Here is a 15,533-nt window from a genome sequence, read left to right as displayed (position 1 = left end):
TCAACAGGTTTTTCATGAAACACGTCACCATGTACACCACGGCGGTTTGCCCGTTCTGCATTCGTGCCAAGCAATTGCTGGCCAGCAAGGGCGTGACCGGCATTGAAGAAATCCGCATCGACCTGGACCCGGAAGCCCGCGACCGCATGATGAGCAGTACCGGCCGCCGCACCGTGCCGCAGATTTATATCGGCGACACCCATGTGGGTGGCTGCGACGATCTGGTGGCCCTGAACCAGGCCGGCAAGCTGGACATCCTGCTGGCGGATTGACCGCCATCAAGCCCACATCAGGCAGCGGGCAAGTACAGCAGGGATAGCACGGGCACCCTCTGGTGGCCTGACGTGCTTTCATGCGATGATGCGAGCTTGATTTTCTGACCAACCGGCCGCTGCGTGCGGCCCTGAGCGAGACAAGACATGAGCGAACAACAAGAGCTGCAACCGGTTTTCTCCATCGAAAAGATCTACGTCAAGGACCTGTCCCTGGAAGTGCCGAATGCACCGCAGGTATACCTGGAAGCCGCCCAGCCGGAAATCGACATGCAACTGGCCAGCGAAGGCAAGCAGATTGACGATGGCTTCTTCGAAGTTGCCCTCACCGTGACCGTAACGGCCAAACTGCCGGAAAAAACCATGTTCCTGTGCGAAGTGACCGAAGCCGGCATCTTCCGCATCGAAAACGTACCGGCCGAAGACATCGAACCGATTCTCGGCGTGGCCTGCCCGAACATCCTGTTCCCGTATGCGCGTGAAACCGTGTCCAACCTGGTAAACCGTGCCGGCTTCCCGCCGGTGCTGCTGTCGCCGATCAACTTCGAAGCGCTGTACATGCAACAGCGTGCCCAGCAAGCCGAAGCCGGCAACGCCTGATGCTGCGCCGCCTCGTCACTGTCACCGCCATGCTGGCCGGGTTCATTGCCCTGCCAGCCCAGGCACTGGAGTTCCGTTCGGTCAAGGAAACCGGCGTGGCGCTGTACGAGGCGCCTGCGCTGAGTGCCAAAAAGCTGTTTGTGGTCAGCCGCTACTACCCGGTGGAGGTCCTGTCCAGCCAGAAGGAATGGTCACGCGTGCGTGATGCCACCGGCGGCATCGCCTGGATACCGCTGGCGGCATTGTCCTCGCAACGCTGGTTGCTGGTGACCGCCGACCAGGCCGTGGTGCGTGATGCACCGGCTGCCGATGCAAAACCCTTGTTTTCTGTCGCGCGCGATGGCGTATTGCAATGGCAGGAAGCCCCCAAGGACGGCTGGGTGCGTATCAAGCACCGTGACGGCAGTGGCGGTTATGCCCGCATCAGCGATCTGTGGGGTTTGTAAATCATGAAACTGGCCATTCTGGGAAGCGGAGCCTGGGGCAGTGCCCTGGCCATGGCGTTTGCCCGTCATCATGATGTCAGCCTGTGGGGACGCGATGCCGCCCTGATGGCCGAACTGGCAGCCGAGCGCGTGAACCGTCGCTATCTGCCGGATTGCCGGTTTCCCGACTCCATTACCCTGACTGCCGAATTGCCGCGTGCCATCCAGCATGCCGAGCTGATCCTGATCGTCACCCCGATTGCCGGTTTGCGCCCCACGCTGCGGGCGCTGACTGCGCTGTCATCCGGTTTGCCGCCCATCCTGTGGGCCTGCAAGGGCTTTGAAGCGGGTTCCAGCCTGCTGCCGCATCAGGTGGTGGCCGAAGAGTTGCCGCCGGATCACCCCTGCGGTGTGTTGTCCGGCCCCAGCTTTGCCCGTGAAGTGGCCGAAGGCCTGCCCGCTGCCGTCACCATTGCGTCGGACGATGCCGAGTTTGCCCGTCGTATCGCCCGCGAATTGCACAGCCCGCTGCTGCGCCTGTATGCCAATGATGATCTGGTAGGGGTGGAAGTGGGTGGTGCGGTAAAGAATGTGATGGCCATTGCCACCGGTGTGGCGGATGGACTGGGTTTTGGCATGAATGCGCGCGCCGCGCTGATTACCCGCGGGCTGGCGGAAATCACCCGTCTGGCCAGTGCTCTGGGTGCCAGCCAGCAAACCATGATGGGCCTTGCCGGCATGGGCGATCTGATCCTGACTTGCACCGGCGCGCTGTCGCGTAACCGGCAGGTGGGCCTGAAGCTGGCAGAGGGCAAGTCGCTGGACAGCATTCTGGCCGAGCTGGGCCATGTGGCCGAAGGCGTGAGCACCGCGCGTGAGGTGCTGACCATGGCCGAACGGCTGGAAGTGGAAATGCCGATTACCGCTGCGGTATGCGGCTTGCTGTATCAGGGCAATGACCCGCACCGGGTGGTGGAGGGATTGCTCAGCCGCGCACCCAAGTCTGAAGGTGGCGGTGCATTGCAATGATGCCCGCCTTCAAGCATGAAAAAAGCCTCCGTCGTGGAGGCTTTTTTCATGCTGGCAAGTGCCAGCCGCACGGCCTGATCGGGCTCAGTGAGTGCGCTGGTTTTCACGCATGCTTTGCGCGTCCCAGTAGGCATTCATTTTCTGGATGCGCTGCTGCTCGGCAGCCGGCAGCTTGTCAAATTGCGCCTTGATGGCTTGCTGTTCGGCTTGCCAGGCAGCCACGCTGTCCGGGGCCGGCGGGTTGTTGTTGGTGTCGTGGGCAAATGCTGCGCTGCTGGCAATCAGGGTAATCAGGGCGATGGCGGCGGTTTTCATACTGTGCTCCTTGCTAAGTGCGTTATCTGCTGTGTCTGACAGCTTGAGTACAGTATATTGACCATTTATTTTTCAATAAATACCATTTAATTTAATCATTTGTTTACTATTGGTGTTTAATTTGAGGAAACTTACGGGCCGGCAGTTTGTCACTGCGGCCCGTAGTAGCAGCGTGTTGCAGTCTGCTTTACCGGGGTGTGGTAGAGCCCGGCTCCGGTTCAGCTGCCAGCAGGGCGGCAATGGCATGCTGGTTGAAACGGTCGGTGGTGTGGTGCAGGCGTTCGGCGTAGTGGATCAGGTTATCACCATCGGCAATCAGGATGGCTGGTGCCGTATAGCCGCTCAAGGGATAGCCCATTGCCAGTACGCCGTACTGCTTGTGGAAGTCGCGCCCGCGCAGGGTGGATAGCAGGCTCACGCCGGGCAGGCCATGCGCCTGACGGCAGCGCAGCAGCGAGGAGGGCGAATCCACCGTGATGACGATAATGGCCAGTTCCGGCCAGCTTTCCAGAAAGCGCCGGGTGTCCTGCAATAGCGCCAGTCCGGCGTGCTCGTCTTCATCCACCGATAGCAGGGTGATGATGACCTTGGGCTGACCGGCAAAGTTCTCCAGCGCCAGGTCGCGTTTCTGGTCATCCACCAGCATGAAGCTGGGCAGAAACTGTCCTGCCTGCGGGAAGTCTCCGGCGACAGGGATGTCTTCGTCACCGTATTGCAGAATGAAATCGCTCATGCTTGTCTCCTTGTCCGTATCCTCATGGTGGACAGCATGGCGCCAAAAACAAGGTCGATTACTGGTTTTGTTGACCAATGACGTAAAAAAAGCGGCCAGGGCCGCTTTTTTGCTGGGCGCAGAATCAGGGATAGAACCAGTACAGGCTGTAACCCATGGCGCGTACCTTGCCGATGTCCAGCCGCATGGTGATCTTCACCTCACTGTTGGCATTGAAGCGTTGCAGCTTGAGGTCGTCCGCCTTCAGGTATTCCTTGGGTGCAAACACCTTGCGGATCAGCACCTGGTCGTCCGCATCCTTCAGCGACACTTCCAGCATCGGGTAATTCTGGGCAAACGCCGCGTGGTTCTTCAGTGTGGCGGACAGCTGGACCAGATTGGGATGTTCCGGCACGAAAGCCAGTTCCGACCATTCGGTACGGATCTGCGCAATGTCGCTGGGCCAGGGCACCTTGCAACCGGCCAGCGAGCAGAATGCTTCCAGCGCCGGGCGGGCTTCCGGAACTTCAGCTGCAATCCGGGTGCGGTTGAAATACACCAGTTGGCCTGCCAGCAGCAGGGTGGCGACGGTCGCCAGCAAGACCATCAACACGGTCAGCAGCGGATTGCGGGCCTTGCCGACTGCGGCTTCATCAGCATGTTCGCTGTCGTGGGCTGCATTGGCGTCCTGATGCGGCAGTTCCATGCCGGCGCTGGCCGGTACTTCGGGCTCGGTGCTGTCCGGTGTGGTGGCAGGGGGGATGTTTTCCTCGTTGCCACGGCGTGATTTGCCAAAGACATCGGGCAAGCCCTTGTCCTCTTCGGCATCGACCGGGCTTGCAGCGTAGGCAGCAGTAGCTGCGGGAGCGCGTCGGGTGTTGAGGGCTTCGGCCAGTGCGCGCTGGAATTCTTCCGCTTCGCTGCGCTGTTGCTCGGTGTCAGCCGCAGCCATGTCGCCTTCTGGCGCGATGTCCAGATTGAAGTCATCGCTGACCGGTGTTTCGGCGGCAGTCTGTGGGTCGAAGTCGGGCAATTCCAGCTCGAAATCGTCCATCGGGTCGTGCGCCTGCGGCGATGACGGCGGTGGCACCAGTGGGCTGGGTGCTGCAGGAGACGGGGCAGGTGCCGGGCCTGGCACCTCTGGCTGGGTCAGAACCGGCGGGGTCGCCGGTTCGGTACTGACAAAATGCTCGGTAGCGTTGAATACATGCGCACAGCGCCCGCAGCGAACCAGGCCTTTGGCGGCGGCTAGCTGCGTATCGTTAACCTTGAAACGGGTCTGGCAACTCGGGCACTGTGTGGTGTAGCTCATACGCTTGGGCGTCGGGTTCCTGTCAGTCGGGTCCAGCCTTCATCGAACACCGGAGTGTCCATGGTAAACCACTGCGCATAAATCGCAGACAGTTCGTCGGCTTGCTCGGCAAGAATGCCGGAAAGCACGATTTTACCACCGGTTTTCACATGACTGGCCAGCAGCTGACCCAGCATGCGCAGCGGATTGGCCAGAATGTTGGCCAGCACCACATCGTACTGGGCAGCCGGATTGGCATCCGGCAGGCAGAAGGTGGCAGTCACATTGTTCTGGTCCGCATTGTCGCGGCTGGAGCGCACGGCCTGGGCGTCGATGTCCACACCCACGGCACTGCCTGCACCCAGCTTGAGCGCGGCAATGGCCAGGATGCCGGAGCCGCAGCCGTAGTCCAGTACGCTTTCACCGCCGGCAACATGTGCATCCAGCCACTGCAGGCACAGTCGCGTGGTGGGATGGCTGCCAGTACCGAAGGCGAGGCCCGGGTCCAGTTGCAGGTTCACCGCATCCGGTGCCGGGGCGTCGTGCCAGGTGGGGGTGATCCACAAGCGGTCCGAGATGCGGATAGGCTCGAACTGGGACTGGGTCAGGCGTACCCAGTCCTGCTCTTCCACGCGCTCGGTCTTGTAAACCGGCATGCCCAGCTTGCAGGCGTTGCAGGCAGCGGCAATCAGCAGGGCCACGTCGGCATCTTCGGCAAACAGGGTGATGATGCGGCTGTGGTTCCACAGCTTGTCCACCGGCATGCCGGGTTCGCCAAAGATGGGCTGCTCCTGGTCGGTACCGGCGAGGGCGTCTTCAATGGCGGTCGACAGCGCACCCGCATCCATCAGCGCATCGGCCAGGCGTTCGGCCACCGCCGAATCGGTATCGATGGTGGCTTGCAGCCAGGCCATTATGCGTCTCCCTTTTTCATTTGCGACAGGCGCTCTTCCAGATAGTGGATGCTGGTGCTGCCACGCTGGAAGGCGGCATCCATGAACAATTCCTGGTGCAGCGGGATATTGGTCTTGATGCCGGAGATGGAGATTTCCGACAGGGCAACGCGCATGCGGGCCATGGCCTGATCGCGGGTGTCACCGTAGGAAATCAGCTTGCCCACCATGGAGTCGTAATGCGACGGCACGGTGTAGCCCTGATAGATGTGCGAGTCGATACGGATGCCGGGGCCACCAGCCGGGTGATAGCTTTCGATCTTGCCGGGCGACGGTACGAAGGTAAACGGGTCTTCGGCGTTGATACGGCATTCCATGGCATGGCCGCGCAGCACGATGTCGCTTTGCTTGTAGCGCAGCTTTTCGCCGGCAGCAATGCGGATCTGCTCCTGCACGATGTCCACACCGGTGATCATTTCCGTCACCGGGTGTTCTACCTGTACGCGGGTGTTCATCTCGATGAAGTAGAACTCGCCGTTTTCGAACAGGAACTCGAAAGTACCGGCCCCACGGTAGCCAATGCGGCTGCACGCTTCGGCGCAGGCGGTGCCAATACGCTGACGCTGCTCGTCGGTAATGCCCGGAGCCGGTGCTTCTTCGATGATTTTCTGGTGACGACGCTGCATGGAGCAGTCGCGCTCGCCCAGGTAGATGGCATTGCCGTATTCGTCGGCCAGGATCTGGATTTCGATATGGCGCGGCTGCTGCAGGTATTTCTCCATGTAGACAGTCGGGTTGCCGAATGCCGCACCGGCTTCGGTACGGGTCATCTGTACCGAGTTGATCAGTGCGCCTTCGGTATGCACCACGCGCATGCCGCGACCACCACCACCACCGGCGGCCTTGATGATCACCGGGAAGCCGATTTTCTTGGCAATCTTGACGATCTCGGCCGGATCATCCGGCAGGGCACCGTCGGAACCCGGCACGCAAGGTACGCCAGCGGCAATCATGGCGTCCTTGGCGGATACCTTGTCGCCCATCAGGCGGATGGTTTCCGGGCGCGGGCCGATGAAGACGAAGCCGGATTGTTCCACGCGTTCGGCAAAGTCGGCGTTTTCCGACAAAAAGCCATAACCCGGGTGGATGGCCTGGGCGTCGGTCACTTCGGCGGCAGCAATCAGCGCCGGTACGTTCAGGTAGCTTTTGGTCGACGGAGCAGGGCCGATGCAGACCGATTCATCGGCCAGCTTGACGTATTTGGCTTCACGGTCGGCTTCGGAATGCACGACCACGGTCTTGATGCCCATTTCGCGGCAGGCGCGCTGGATGCGCAGGGCGATTTCGCCGCGGTTTGCAATCAGGATTTTTTCAAACATGGTATGGACGTCCGTTGGGTGGCGCGTCAAACAACAGGGGCACTGACGCGGTGTCGTGCCCCTGTCATCTCTGGCGTCTATTAGCGAGGCAGAGAGAATTACTCGATGATGAACAGCGGCTCGCCGTATTCAACCGGCTGGCCGTCTTCGGCCAGTACGGCCTTCACCACGCCGGAACGGTCGGCTTCGATTTCGTTCATCAGCTTCATGGCTTCGATGATGCACAGGGTGTCACCGGCATTCACGCTCTGGCCAACTTCCACGAAGGGCTTGGAGCCCGGGCTGGCGGAGCGGTAGAAGGTGCCTACCATCGGCGACTTCAGTGCATTGGCATTGTTGGCGGCAGCCGGGGCTTCGGCAGCGGCGGCCGGTGCGGCAGCAGCCGGAGCGGCAACCTGCTGTTGCATCGGCATTTGCATCATCGGCTGGGCGTAGGCAATTTGCTGTGCATTGGCCGATACGCGGGTGATGCGGACTTTTTCTTCCCCTTCGGTCACTTCGAGTTCGGCAATGCCGGATTCTTCGACGAGATCGATCAGTTTCTTCAGTTTACGCAGATCCATGGTAATCCTTCGGATGGGATGTACTTTATTATGTTCAGGCTTGCGCAGACAGACGCCGGATGGCGTGCGCAAGTGCCAGTTCATAGCCCTGGGCGCCCAGGCCGCAAATCACGCCGACTGCCAGATCCGAAAAATACGAATGATGGCGGAAGGGTTCGCGGGCATGGACGTTGGACAGGTGAACTTCTATGAATGGCACCTTCACCCCGGAAATGGCGTCACGCAGGGCAACGCTGGTGTGGGTGAAGGCCGCTGGATTGATGATGATGAACGACGTTCCGTCTGTCATGCAGGCATGAACGCGTTCGATCAATAGGTGTTCGGCGTTGCTTTGCAGCGCCTCAAGCTCGAAACCGGCGGCTTCGGCCTGTTCGGTCAGCCGCTGGTTGATGGAGGCAAGCGTGTCCCGGCCATAGTGCTGTGGTTCCCGTGTTCCAAGCAGATTGAGATTGGGGCCGTGCAGCACAAGGATTTTTCCGGTCAAAGCTTTGCTCCTGAGTTCAACATGGGCGCGAGTTTGCCGCAAATGGCGACACGATGTCTAGCTTTTCCAGTATTTCAAACGGTTGTTTGATGTGTGAAACTAACTGCCGGTTTCCCCGGAAAGCCCGCCATTTCGAGCGAAAGCACTACAGTGAACCGCATTTTAAACGGTGGCAAATTTTTTACAGTTTCTTGCCACATACCCTTGATCAAGCTCAAATTCCACCCCGGGCCGAACAAGTCCGTGCCGGGGCAGGCGGTCGCAGGTATAATTTGCCGGTTTTGATTCGAGCTTCACACCATGCTGCTGTCTGATTTTGATTACCACCTGCCTGATCACCTGATTGCCCAGCACCCGCCTGCGGTGCGTGGTGCCAGCCGTTTGCTGCACGTTGCCGGCTCTACCCTCAGCGACGGCCAGTTCGCCGATTTTGCCAGCCTGCTTACGTCGGGCGACGTGATGGTGTTCAACGACACCCGTGTCATCAAGGCGCGGCTGTTCGGCGAAAAAGCCAGTGGCGGCAAGATTGAAGCACTGATTGAACGGGTACTGGACGAGCACACTGCACTGGCGCATGTCCGTTCTTCCAAATCGCCCAAACCCGGCACCCGGCTGATTTTTGCCGAACGCTGGGAAGCCGAAATGCTGGGTCGCGAAGGCGAGCTGTTCAAGCTGCGCTTCCTGGCCGAGGACAATCTGTTCGACATTCTGGACGCCTCCGGCAAGCTGCCGCTGCCTCCCTATATAGAGAGAACGGCGGAGGGTGAGGACGACGAGCGCTACCAGACCGTGTATGCGCGGGAAAAAGGCGCAGTAGCGGCACCGACTGCCGGCCTGCACTTTACCGAGGAAATGCTGGCCGCCCTGCAAGCCAAGGGCGTGGAGCTGGCCTATGTCACCCTGCATGTGGGCGCAGGCACTTTCCAGCCGGTACGGGTGGAAAACATTGCCGACCACAAGATGCACAGCGAAATCTACGATGTGCCGCAACGCACTTACGATCTGATCCAGGCCGCCCATGCCCGTGGCAGCAAGGTGCTGGCTGTTGGCACCACCAGCATGCGCGCGCTGGAATCCGCCGCCCGTAGTGGCGAACTGGTGGCTGGCCGTGGCGAAACCGACATCTTCATCACCCCCGGTTACCGCTTCCGCGTGGTGGACCGGCTGCTCACCAATTTCCACCTGCCCAAATCCACCCTGCTGATGCTGGTGTCGGCCTTTGCCGGTTATGCGGAAATGCGTGCGGCCTACGCCCATGCAGTGCAGCAGGAATACCGCTTCTTCAGCTATGGCGACGCCATGCTGCTGGAGCGCAAGGACGAACAGGGCTGAACCCCTTACCCCACAGATGAGGCAGACATGGCAGGATTGACTCCCGATAGCCCGCAAGTGCAGGAAATCACCTTGCATGCAGTGTCCCGCACGCTGGAAATCAGTTACGAGGATGGTGCCCGTTTCCAGTTGCCAGCCGAATATTTGCGCGTGTACTCGCCTTCGGCCGAAGTGCGCGGACACGGCGCGGGGCAGGAAGTATTGCAAACCGGCAAGCGCCATGTCGGCATCACCGCGCTGGAGCCGGTTGGTCATTACGCGCTGAAGATCACCTTTGATGACGGCCACGATAGCGGCCTCTATAGCTGGTCTTACCTTTACGAGCTGGGCACGCAGCAGACCGCGTACTGGCAGGATTATTTGAATCGCCTCGCCGCCGCTGGCGCGAGCAGGGAGTGAATATGGATCAAGAAACGCATTTTGGCTTCAAGACGGTGGCCGAGAGTGAAAAGGCCGGCAAGGTAGCCGAGGTTTTCCACTCTGTCGCCAAGAAGTACGACGTGATGAACGACCTGATGTCCGGTGGCCTGCATCGCGTGTGGAAGCATTTCACCCTCACCACCTCCGGCGTGAAACCCGGTGACAAGGTGCTGGACATTGCCGGCGGCACCGGCGACCTGGCGCGCGGCTGGAGCAAGCGCGTGGGCAAGAAGGGCGAAGTGTGGCTGACCGACATCAACAGCTCCATGCTGACCGTGGGGCGCGACCGTCTGCTGGATGAAGGCCTGATTCTGCCGGTATCGCTGGCCGATGCGGAAAAACTGCCGTTCCCGGACAATTATTTCGATGCCGTGTCGGTGGCCTTCGGCCTGCGCAACATGACGCACAAGGACGCCGCGCTGAAGGAAATGTGCCGCGTGCTCAAGCCGGGCGGCAAGCTGATGGTGCTGGAGTTTTCCAAGGTATGGAAGCCGCTGTCGCCCTTCTATGACTTCTATTCCTTCAAGGCGCTGCCGGTGATGGGCAAGATGGTGGCCGGCGATGCCGACAGCTACCAGTACCTGGCCGAATCCATCCGCATGCATCCGGATCAGGAAACCCTGAAGGCCATGATGCTGGAAGCCGGTTTCGGCAAGGTGGACTACCACAATATGACCGGCGGCGTGGTAGCGCTGCACAAGGGCTACAAACTGTAAGGACGCACGCCATGGATGGCATCACCAATCTGTGGGCCTTCATGGCGGCAGGCTTGTTGCTTAACCTGACGCCCGGCCCGGACACCTTCTACATTCTGGGCCGCAGTACGGCACAGGGCAGCAAGGTGGGGCTGTTGTCGGCGCTGGGCATTGGCCTTGGCAGTCTGGGCCATACCCTGCTGGCGGCCTTTGGCCTGTCGGCGCTGCTGGCGACATCTGCCATGGCCTTTCTGGCGGTAAAGCTGCTGGGAGCCGGCTATTTGCTGTGGCTGGGGGTGAAGATGCTGCGCCTCCCCGGCAGCAGTGTCGCTGGCGATGCAGCCCGGCTGGAAGCCGCGCGTCCGGGCAAGATCCTGCGTGAAGCGTTCTTCACCAATCTGTTCAACCCCAAGGTGGCGCTGTTTTTCCTCGCCTTCCTGCCGCAGTTCGTCAAGCCGGGTGCCACCGCGCTGTCTTTTGTCATTCTGGGGCTGAGCTTTGTCGCCACCGGCCTCGCCTGGTGCACCTTGCTGGCCTTGCTGTCGGCGCGGCTGGGTGACTGGCTGCGACGCAAGGGCGTGGCACAGCGGCTGGATCAGCTGTGTGGTGGCCTGTTCATCCTGCTGGGTATCAATCTCTTGTTTGCCCGCTTGAAACACTGAGCTGGCTCGGTTCCGGAGAAGACGCGATGCGCATTCAGATTGCAGTATTCAATCATCTGCTCAACCAGCAGCCCGCCGTGCGTGCCGAACTGGCAGCCCATGCCGGGCGGCGACTGGGCGTGGTGCTGGCACCGATGACGGTGCGCGGGGTGGTGACCGAAGAAGGCTGGCTGGCCGCCTGCGAGGGCGAGCCGGAAGCCACCATCCGCCTGAGTCATGCCGCGGCGCTGGCTGCTGCCAGCGGGCGCGACCCGGCGCTGAGCGATGTGGTGCTGGAAGGCGATGCCGAACTGGCCGCCGCAGTGGGCCGCTTGCTGGCCCGCCTGCGCTGGGATGCCGGTGAGGATTTGTCCCGGCTGGTGGGCGATGTCGCCGCCAATCGCCTGCAGCGTGTGGCGCGTGCCTCGCTGGGCTTCAAGGGTGAGATTGCCTGGCGTTTGCTGGAAAACTGGGTGGAACACCTGCGGGAAGAAGCCCCCATGCTGGCCAGCCGTCAGGCAGTAGGCGGCTTTGTGGCCGCAGTGGATGGCCTGCGTGACGATGTGGCGCGCAGCGAAAAACGACTGGCGCGGCTGGAAGCGGCGCTAGCGCAAACCAAGGAATAAGGGCAAGCCCGTTCTCATTATGCGGATTTCGCGTTTTTTCAAGATTGTTTCCACGCTGTACCGGTATGGTCTGGATGATTTCTTTCAGGGTCATTCCCGACTGGGTTTTGTGCATGGTTTGCTGAAACTGTGCCCGGTGCCGCGCGATGTCAGCGCACCGCTGCCCGAGCGGGTCAGGCTGGCGCTGGAGAGCCTGGGGCCGATTTTCGTCAAGTTCGGCCAGGTGCTGTCCACCCGGCGCGATTTGTTGCCGCCGGACTATGCCGACGCGCTGGCCCATTTGCAGGACCGTGTCGCCCCGTTTGACGGCGCACTGGCACGGCAGGTGATCGAACAGAGCTTCGGCCAGCCAGTAGAAAATTTGTATGTCGATTTTGAGATCACCCCGGTGGCCAGTGCCTCGGTGGCACAGGTACACAAGGCCTGGCTGAAACAGCCGGATGGCAGCCGTGGCCGCGAAGTGGCGGTAAAGGTATTGCGCCCCGGCATCCAGCCGGTGATCGAGCAGGACCTGGCCTTGATGGCCACGCTGGCGGGCTGGGTGGAACGCTTCTTCATCGACGGCAAGCGGCTGAAGCCGCGCGAGGTAGTGGCCGAGTTCGACAAATACCTGCACGACGAACTGGACATGATGCACGAGGCAGCCAATGCCTCCCAGCTGCGCCGCAACTTTACCGGTTCGGACATGCTGATCGTGCCGGAAGTGTTTTACGACTACAGCAACCGGCAGGTGCTGACGCTGGAATGGATGCACGGTACGCCGGTAGGGCAGATCGAGCGCCTGCGCGAGCAGGGCGTGGACCTGCGCAAGCTGTCGCGCTTCGGGGTGGAAATCTTCTTCACCCAGGTATTCCGTCACGGTTTTTTCCATGCCGACATGCATCCGGGCAATATCTTCGTGGCGGAGGATGGCCGCTATATCGCGCTGGATTTCGGCATCGTCGGCAGCCTGACCGACGAGGACAAGCATTATCTGGCAGTCAACTTCCTGGCTTTCTTCAACCGTGACTACCACCGGGTGGCCACCGCGCATATCGAATCGGGCTGGGTGCCGAAAGAAACACGCGCCGAAGAGCTGGAAGCTGCGGTGCGCACGGTGTGCGAACCCATCTTTGAAAAGCCGCTGTCGCAGATTTCCTTTGGCCTGGTGCTGCTGCGCCTGTTTGAAACCAGCCGCCGCTTCAATGTGGAAATCCAGCCGCAGCTGGTATTGCTGCAGAAAACCCTGCTCAATATCGAGGGCCTGGGCCGCCAGCTGGATCCGGAGCTGGACTTGTGGGACACCGCCAAGCCCTTCCTCACCAAGTGGATGAACGAGCAGATCGGCTGGCGTGGCATGTTGCGCACACTCAAGCAGGAGGCCCCGCAATGGGCCACCACCCTGCCCACGCTGCCGCGCAAGCTGAACGAGGCCTTGTCGGCAGCCAAGAGCGATTTGCTGGTGGAGGGTTATATGCATTTGATGCGTGAGCAGAAACGACAGAACTTCCTGCTCAGCCTGATTGCCATCCTGCTGACCGCCTTGCTGGTCAAATCCTTGCTCTAGCCCTTGCGGGCCGGCAGTAAAAAAGCACGCCTCTGGTAGTCAGACGCGTGCTTTTTTCATGGCAGATGTGAAGCTGATTTAGCCTACGATGGCGCTTTCCCTTGCCTGCAGGGCGGCCGGTACATGCAGCGGTGCGGCGGTGCGGGCGCGGATATCCACCACGCTGACATCCGGTGCCAGCTCTTGCAGATGCAGGCCGTCTGCTTCCACCCGGATCACGCCCAGATCGGTGATGATCAGGCTGACTACCCCCACGCCGGTCAGGGGCAGGGTGCAGCGCTCCAGCAGCTTGGCTTCTTCCGTGCCGTCCTTTTTCTTGGCCGTGTGTTCCATTAGCACCACCACCTTGCCGACACCGGCCACCAGGTCCATTGCGCCACCCATGCCCTTCACCATCTTGCCCGGAATCATCCAGTTGGCCAGGTCGCCATGCTGGCTGACCTGCATCGCGCCGAGGATGGCCAGATTGATCTTGCCGCCGCGAATCATGCCAAAGGAGTCGGCCGAGCTGAAAATGGCCGAGCCGGGCAGGGTGGTGATGGTTTGTTTGCCGGCGTTGATCAGGTCCGGGTCTACCTCGTCCTCGGTCGGAAACGGGCCAATGCCCAGCAGGCCGTTTTCCGATTGCAGCCACACTTCCATGCCGTCCGGCACATGGTTGGCCACCAGCGTGGGCAGGCCGATGCCCAGGTTCACATAAAAGCCATCCTGCAATTCCTGTGCTGCCCGTGCAGCCATTTGTTCGCGTGTCCAGGCCATGTTCATGCCTCCGTCAGGGCGGCGGCGCGCACGGTGCGCTGCTCGATGCGTTTTTCGGGATGGGCATTCAGCACCAGTCGCTGCACGAAAATGCCGGGGGTGTGGATGGCGTCAGGGTCCAGCATGCCGTTTTCGACAATTTCTTCCACTTCGGCCACGGTGATGCGTCCGGCCATCGCCACATTCGGGTTGAAATTGCGCGCGGTGCGGCGGTAAACCAGGTTCCCGGCCCGGTCGGCCTTCCAGGCCTTGACCAGGGCAATGTCGGCAAACAGCGCTTGTTCCAGAATGTGCGGGTGGCCGTTGAATTCGCGCACTTCCTTGCCTTCGGCCACCAGCGTGCCGTAGCCGGTGCGGGTGAAAAAGGCGGGAATGCCGCTGCCACCGGCGCGCAGTTTTTCTGCCAGCGTGCCTTGCGGGGTGAATTCCAGCTCCAGTTCGCCGCTCAGGTACTGGCGTTCGAACTCCTTGTTCTCTCCGACATAGGACGACACCATCTTGCGGATTTGCCGGGTTTGCAGCAGCAGGCCCAGGCCAAAGCCGTCCACCCCGGCATTATTGGAAATGGCGGTGAGATTGCGCACGCCGCTGTCGCGCAGTGCAGTGATCAGCGCTTCGGGAATGCCGCACAGGCCGAAGCCGCCCACGGCAATGGTCTGGCCGTCGGCCACAATGTCCGCCAGTGCGCTGGCGGCATCCGGGTAAAGCTTGTTCATCGTATTGTCCTTGCTTTGCTTATTGGGCAGTCCAGCCGCCATCCATGGCCCAGGCGGCACCGCGTACCTCATCGCCAGCCGGGCTGCATAAAAACACCGCCAGTGCGCCCAGTTGCGCCGGGGTGACAAACTGGCCGGAGGGTTGTTTTTCGGCCAGCAAATCGTGCTGGGCCTGCTGCGGGCTGATGCCCTGTGCGCTGGCGCGGTCGGCAATCTGTTGTGCCACCAGCGGGGTGAGCACCCAGCCGGGACAAATGGCATTGCAGGTGACCGGGCTGTGGGCAGTTTCCAGTGCCACGGTCTTGGTGAGGCCCAGCACGCCATGCTTGGCTGCCACGTAGGCAGACTTGCCGCTGGAAGCCACCAGCCCGTGGGTGGAGGCGATATTGATGATGCGGCCCCAGCCGCGCTGGCGCATCAGCGGCAGCAGCAGGCGGCTGGTATGGAATACCGCGCTCAGGTTGATGGCCAGCACCTTGTCCCACTGGGCGGGCGGAAAGGCTTCGATCGGGGCTACATGCTGGATGCCGGCATTGTTCACCAGAATGTCCACGCCGCCGGTTTCGTGCGCGGCAAAGGCGCACAGCGCGTCAATCTGGGCCGGATCGGACAAATCGGCCGGATGATGCCAGGCCTGCACGCCATGGCTGCGGATCAGAGCCAGAGCAGCTTCGATGTCGCCAAAGCCGTTGAGCACGATATCGGCCCCCGCTTCGGCCAGTGCCAGGGCAATGCCCAGACCGATGCCGCTGGTGGAGCCGGTAACCAGCGCAGTTTTGCCTGCCAGTGTTGTCATGTTGATCGTCCTGTCTGGCCCTGCGTAGTGCAGGGCCGG

General features: G+C 61.0%; 20 protein-coding genes. 10 read left to right on the top strand and 10 right to left on the bottom strand.

Annotation, left to right across the window (positions count from 1 at the left end; genetic code table 11):
• Positions 1-14 precede the first annotated feature (14 nt).
• The 4 genes from grxC to ACE3SE_RS09870 all read left to right on the top strand — a co-directional run bounded on the left by grxC (position 15) and on the right by ACE3SE_RS09870 (position 2,326).
• Complete coding sequence (grxC, locus tag ACE3SE_RS09885) at positions 15-272, top strand: glutaredoxin 3 (RefSeq protein WP_045845463.1); 258 nt, start codon at positions 15-17, stop codon at positions 270-272.
• Positions 273-419: 147 nt separating this feature from the next.
• A complete protein-coding gene (secB, locus tag ACE3SE_RS09880; protein ID WP_045845464.1) occupies positions 420-872 on the top strand; it encodes a protein-export chaperone SecB in 453 nt (150 codons plus the stop codon).
• Complete coding sequence (locus ACE3SE_RS09875; protein ID WP_374554956.1) at positions 872-1,318, top strand: SH3 domain-containing protein; 447 nt, start codon at positions 872-874, stop codon at positions 1,316-1,318. The genes secB and ACE3SE_RS09875 overlap by 1 nt, the downstream gene beginning before the upstream one ends.
• 3 nt (positions 1,319-1,321) lie before the next feature.
• The gene (locus ACE3SE_RS09870; RefSeq protein WP_045845466.1) at positions 1,322-2,326 is read left to right on the top strand and encodes an NAD(P)H-dependent glycerol-3-phosphate dehydrogenase; all 1,005 of its coding nucleotides are present in this window, start codon (positions 1,322-1,324) and stop codon (positions 2,324-2,326) included.
• An 84-nt stretch (positions 2,327-2,410) separates the two neighbouring features.
• Here ACE3SE_RS09870 and ACE3SE_RS09865 read toward each other — a convergent pair whose 3' ends face one another.
• From ACE3SE_RS09865 to aroQ, 7 genes are all read right to left on the bottom strand, one after another.
• Positions 2,411-2,641, bottom strand: coding sequence for a hypothetical protein (locus ACE3SE_RS09865; RefSeq protein ID WP_374554954.1), 231 nt, complete (start codon positions 2,639-2,641; stop codon positions 2,411-2,413).
• 187 nt (positions 2,642-2,828) lie between these two features.
• Positions 2,829-3,374, bottom strand: a complete 546-nt coding sequence (locus ACE3SE_RS09860; RefSeq protein WP_374554952.1) for a thiol peroxidase — start codon at positions 3,372-3,374, stop codon at positions 2,829-2,831.
• A gap of 124 nt (positions 3,375-3,498) precedes the next feature.
• Positions 3,499-4,665, bottom strand: coding sequence for a DUF3426 domain-containing protein (locus ACE3SE_RS09855; protein ID WP_374554950.1), 1,167 nt, complete (start codon positions 4,663-4,665; stop codon positions 3,499-3,501).
• Positions 4,662-5,558, bottom strand: a complete 897-nt coding sequence (prmA, locus tag ACE3SE_RS09850; protein ID WP_045845470.1) for a 50S ribosomal protein L11 methyltransferase — start codon at positions 5,556-5,558, stop codon at positions 4,662-4,664. The genes ACE3SE_RS09855 and prmA overlap by 4 nt, the downstream gene beginning before the upstream one ends.
• On the bottom strand, positions 5,558-6,916 hold the full coding sequence (gene accC, locus ACE3SE_RS09845; protein ID WP_045845471.1) for an acetyl-CoA carboxylase biotin carboxylase subunit: 1,359 nt from the start codon (positions 6,914-6,916) through the stop codon (positions 5,558-5,560). Before accC ends, prmA begins: the two co-directional genes overlap by 1 nt.
• Before the next feature lie 98 nt (positions 6,917-7,014).
• Positions 7,015-7,479: an acetyl-CoA carboxylase biotin carboxyl carrier protein gene (gene accB, locus ACE3SE_RS09840; RefSeq protein WP_045845472.1), complete on the bottom strand. Its 465-nt coding sequence runs from the start codon at positions 7,477-7,479 to the stop codon at positions 7,015-7,017.
• A gap of 34 nt (positions 7,480-7,513) precedes the next feature.
• The gene (gene aroQ, locus ACE3SE_RS09835; protein ID WP_045845473.1) at positions 7,514-7,963 is read right to left on the bottom strand and encodes a type II 3-dehydroquinate dehydratase; all 450 of its coding nucleotides are present in this window, start codon (positions 7,961-7,963) and stop codon (positions 7,514-7,516) included.
• A gap of 300 nt (positions 7,964-8,263) precedes the next feature.
• Here aroQ and queA point away from each other — a divergent pair, with 300 nt between their 5' ends.
• From queA to ubiB, 6 genes are read left to right on the top strand one after another with little or no spacing between them, the layout of a single operon-like run.
• Positions 8,264-9,295, top strand: a complete 1,032-nt coding sequence (gene queA, locus ACE3SE_RS09830; protein ID WP_374554947.1) for a tRNA preQ1(34) S-adenosylmethionine ribosyltransferase-isomerase QueA — start codon at positions 8,264-8,266, stop codon at positions 9,293-9,295.
• Positions 9,296-9,322: 27 nt separating this feature from the next.
• Positions 9,323-9,694, top strand: coding sequence for a gamma-butyrobetaine hydroxylase-like domain-containing protein (locus tag ACE3SE_RS09825; protein WP_045845475.1), 372 nt, complete (start codon positions 9,323-9,325; stop codon positions 9,692-9,694).
• Between the two features lie 2 nt (positions 9,695-9,696).
• Positions 9,697-10,431, top strand: coding sequence for a bifunctional demethylmenaquinone methyltransferase/2-methoxy-6-polyprenyl-1,4-benzoquinol methylase UbiE (gene ubiE, locus ACE3SE_RS09820; protein WP_045845476.1), 735 nt, complete (start codon positions 9,697-9,699; stop codon positions 10,429-10,431).
• 11 nt (positions 10,432-10,442) lie between these two features.
• The gene (locus ACE3SE_RS09815) at positions 10,443-11,072 is read left to right on the top strand and encodes a LysE family translocator (protein ID WP_374554944.1); all 630 of its coding nucleotides are present in this window, start codon (positions 10,443-10,445) and stop codon (positions 11,070-11,072) included.
• A 26-nt stretch (positions 11,073-11,098) separates the two neighbouring features.
• Positions 11,099-11,677 carry a ubiquinone biosynthesis accessory factor UbiJ gene (locus tag ACE3SE_RS09810; protein ID WP_374554942.1) on the top strand — a complete coding sequence of 193 codons (579 nt, stop codon included), beginning with the start codon at positions 11,099-11,101 and terminating at the stop codon, positions 11,675-11,677.
• A 19-nt stretch (positions 11,678-11,696) separates the two neighbouring features.
• Complete coding sequence (gene ubiB, locus ACE3SE_RS09805) at positions 11,697-13,223, top strand: ubiquinone biosynthesis regulatory protein kinase UbiB (protein WP_374554940.1); 1,527 nt, start codon at positions 11,697-11,699, stop codon at positions 13,221-13,223.
• 78 nt (positions 13,224-13,301) lie between these two features.
• On the opposite strand, the gene ACE3SE_RS09800 is transcribed toward ubiB, so the two are convergent.
• From ACE3SE_RS09800 to ACE3SE_RS09790, 3 genes are read right to left on the bottom strand one after another with little or no spacing between them, the layout of a single operon-like run.
• Entirely contained in the window at positions 13,302-13,982 is a 681-nt protein-coding gene (locus tag ACE3SE_RS09800) for a CoA transferase subunit B (RefSeq protein ID WP_374554938.1), read from the bottom strand.
• A gap of 2 nt (positions 13,983-13,984) precedes the next feature.
• Positions 13,985-14,698: a CoA transferase subunit A gene (locus ACE3SE_RS09795; RefSeq protein ID WP_045845717.1), complete on the bottom strand. Its 714-nt coding sequence runs from the start codon at positions 14,696-14,698 to the stop codon at positions 13,985-13,987.
• Between the two features lie 19 nt (positions 14,699-14,717).
• Entirely contained in the window at positions 14,718-15,494 is a 777-nt protein-coding gene (locus ACE3SE_RS09790; protein ID WP_062788137.1) for a 3-hydroxybutyrate dehydrogenase, read from the bottom strand.
• Positions 15,495-15,533 lie beyond the last annotated feature (39 nt).

It is taken from the genome of Aquitalea pelogenes, from assembly GCF_041914625.1.
Classification (GTDB): domain Bacteria; phylum Pseudomonadota; class Gammaproteobacteria; order Burkholderiales; family Chromobacteriaceae; genus Aquitalea; species Aquitalea pelogenes.
The sequence above is the reverse complement of the archived record's forward strand: the minus strand, read 5'-3'. Positions and strand labels throughout refer to the sequence as shown.

Coding starts and splice junctions, on each gene's coding strand:
- ACE3SE_RS09870 (WP_045845466.1), top strand. CDS start 1,322: ATGAAACTGGCCATTCTGGGAAGCGGAGCCTGGGGCAGTGCCCTGGCC.
- ACE3SE_RS09865 (WP_374554954.1), bottom strand. CDS start 2,641: ATGAAAACCGCCGCCATCGCCCTGATTACCCTGATTGCCAGCAGCGCA.
- ACE3SE_RS09800 (WP_374554938.1), bottom strand. CDS start 13,982: ATGGCCTGGACACGCGAACAAATGGCTGCACGGGCAGCACAGGAATTG.
- grxC (WP_045845463.1), top strand. CDS start 15: ATGAAACACGTCACCATGTACACCACGGCGGTTTGCCCGTTCTGCATT.
- ACE3SE_RS09860 (WP_374554952.1), bottom strand. CDS start 3,374: ATGAGCGATTTCATTCTGCAATACGGTGACGAAGACATCCCTGTCGCC.
- secB (WP_045845464.1), top strand. CDS start 420: ATGAGCGAACAACAAGAGCTGCAACCGGTTTTCTCCATCGAAAAGATC.
- accC (WP_045845471.1), bottom strand. CDS start 6,916: ATGTTTGAAAAAATCCTGATTGCAAACCGCGGCGAAATCGCCCTGCGC.
- ACE3SE_RS09855 (WP_374554950.1), bottom strand. CDS start 4,665: ATGAGCTACACCACACAGTGCCCGAGTTGCCAGACCCGTTTCAAGGTT.
- ubiB (WP_374554940.1), top strand. CDS start 11,697: ATGCGGATTTCGCGTTTTTTCAAGATTGTTTCCACGCTGTACCGGTAT.
- accB (WP_045845472.1), bottom strand. CDS start 7,479: ATGGATCTGCGTAAACTGAAGAAACTGATCGATCTCGTCGAAGAATCC.
- prmA (WP_045845470.1), bottom strand. CDS start 5,558: ATGGCCTGGCTGCAAGCCACCATCGATACCGATTCGGCGGTGGCCGAA.
- ubiE (WP_045845476.1), top strand. CDS start 9,697: ATGGATCAAGAAACGCATTTTGGCTTCAAGACGGTGGCCGAGAGTGAA.
- ACE3SE_RS09795 (WP_045845717.1), bottom strand. CDS start 14,698: ATGAACAAGCTTTACCCGGATGCCGCCAGCGCACTGGCGGACATTGTG.
- ACE3SE_RS09875 (WP_374554956.1), top strand. CDS start 872: ATGCTGCGCCGCCTCGTCACTGTCACCGCCATGCTGGCCGGGTTCATT.
- ACE3SE_RS09790 (WP_062788137.1), bottom strand. CDS start 15,494: ATGACAACACTGGCAGGCAAAACTGCGCTGGTTACCGGCTCCACCAGC.
- ACE3SE_RS09815 (WP_374554944.1), top strand. CDS start 10,443: ATGGATGGCATCACCAATCTGTGGGCCTTCATGGCGGCAGGCTTGTTG.
- ACE3SE_RS09810 (WP_374554942.1), top strand. CDS start 11,099: ATGCGCATTCAGATTGCAGTATTCAATCATCTGCTCAACCAGCAGCCC.
- ACE3SE_RS09825 (WP_045845475.1), top strand. CDS start 9,323: ATGGCAGGATTGACTCCCGATAGCCCGCAAGTGCAGGAAATCACCTTG.
- queA (WP_374554947.1), top strand. CDS start 8,264: ATGCTGCTGTCTGATTTTGATTACCACCTGCCTGATCACCTGATTGCC.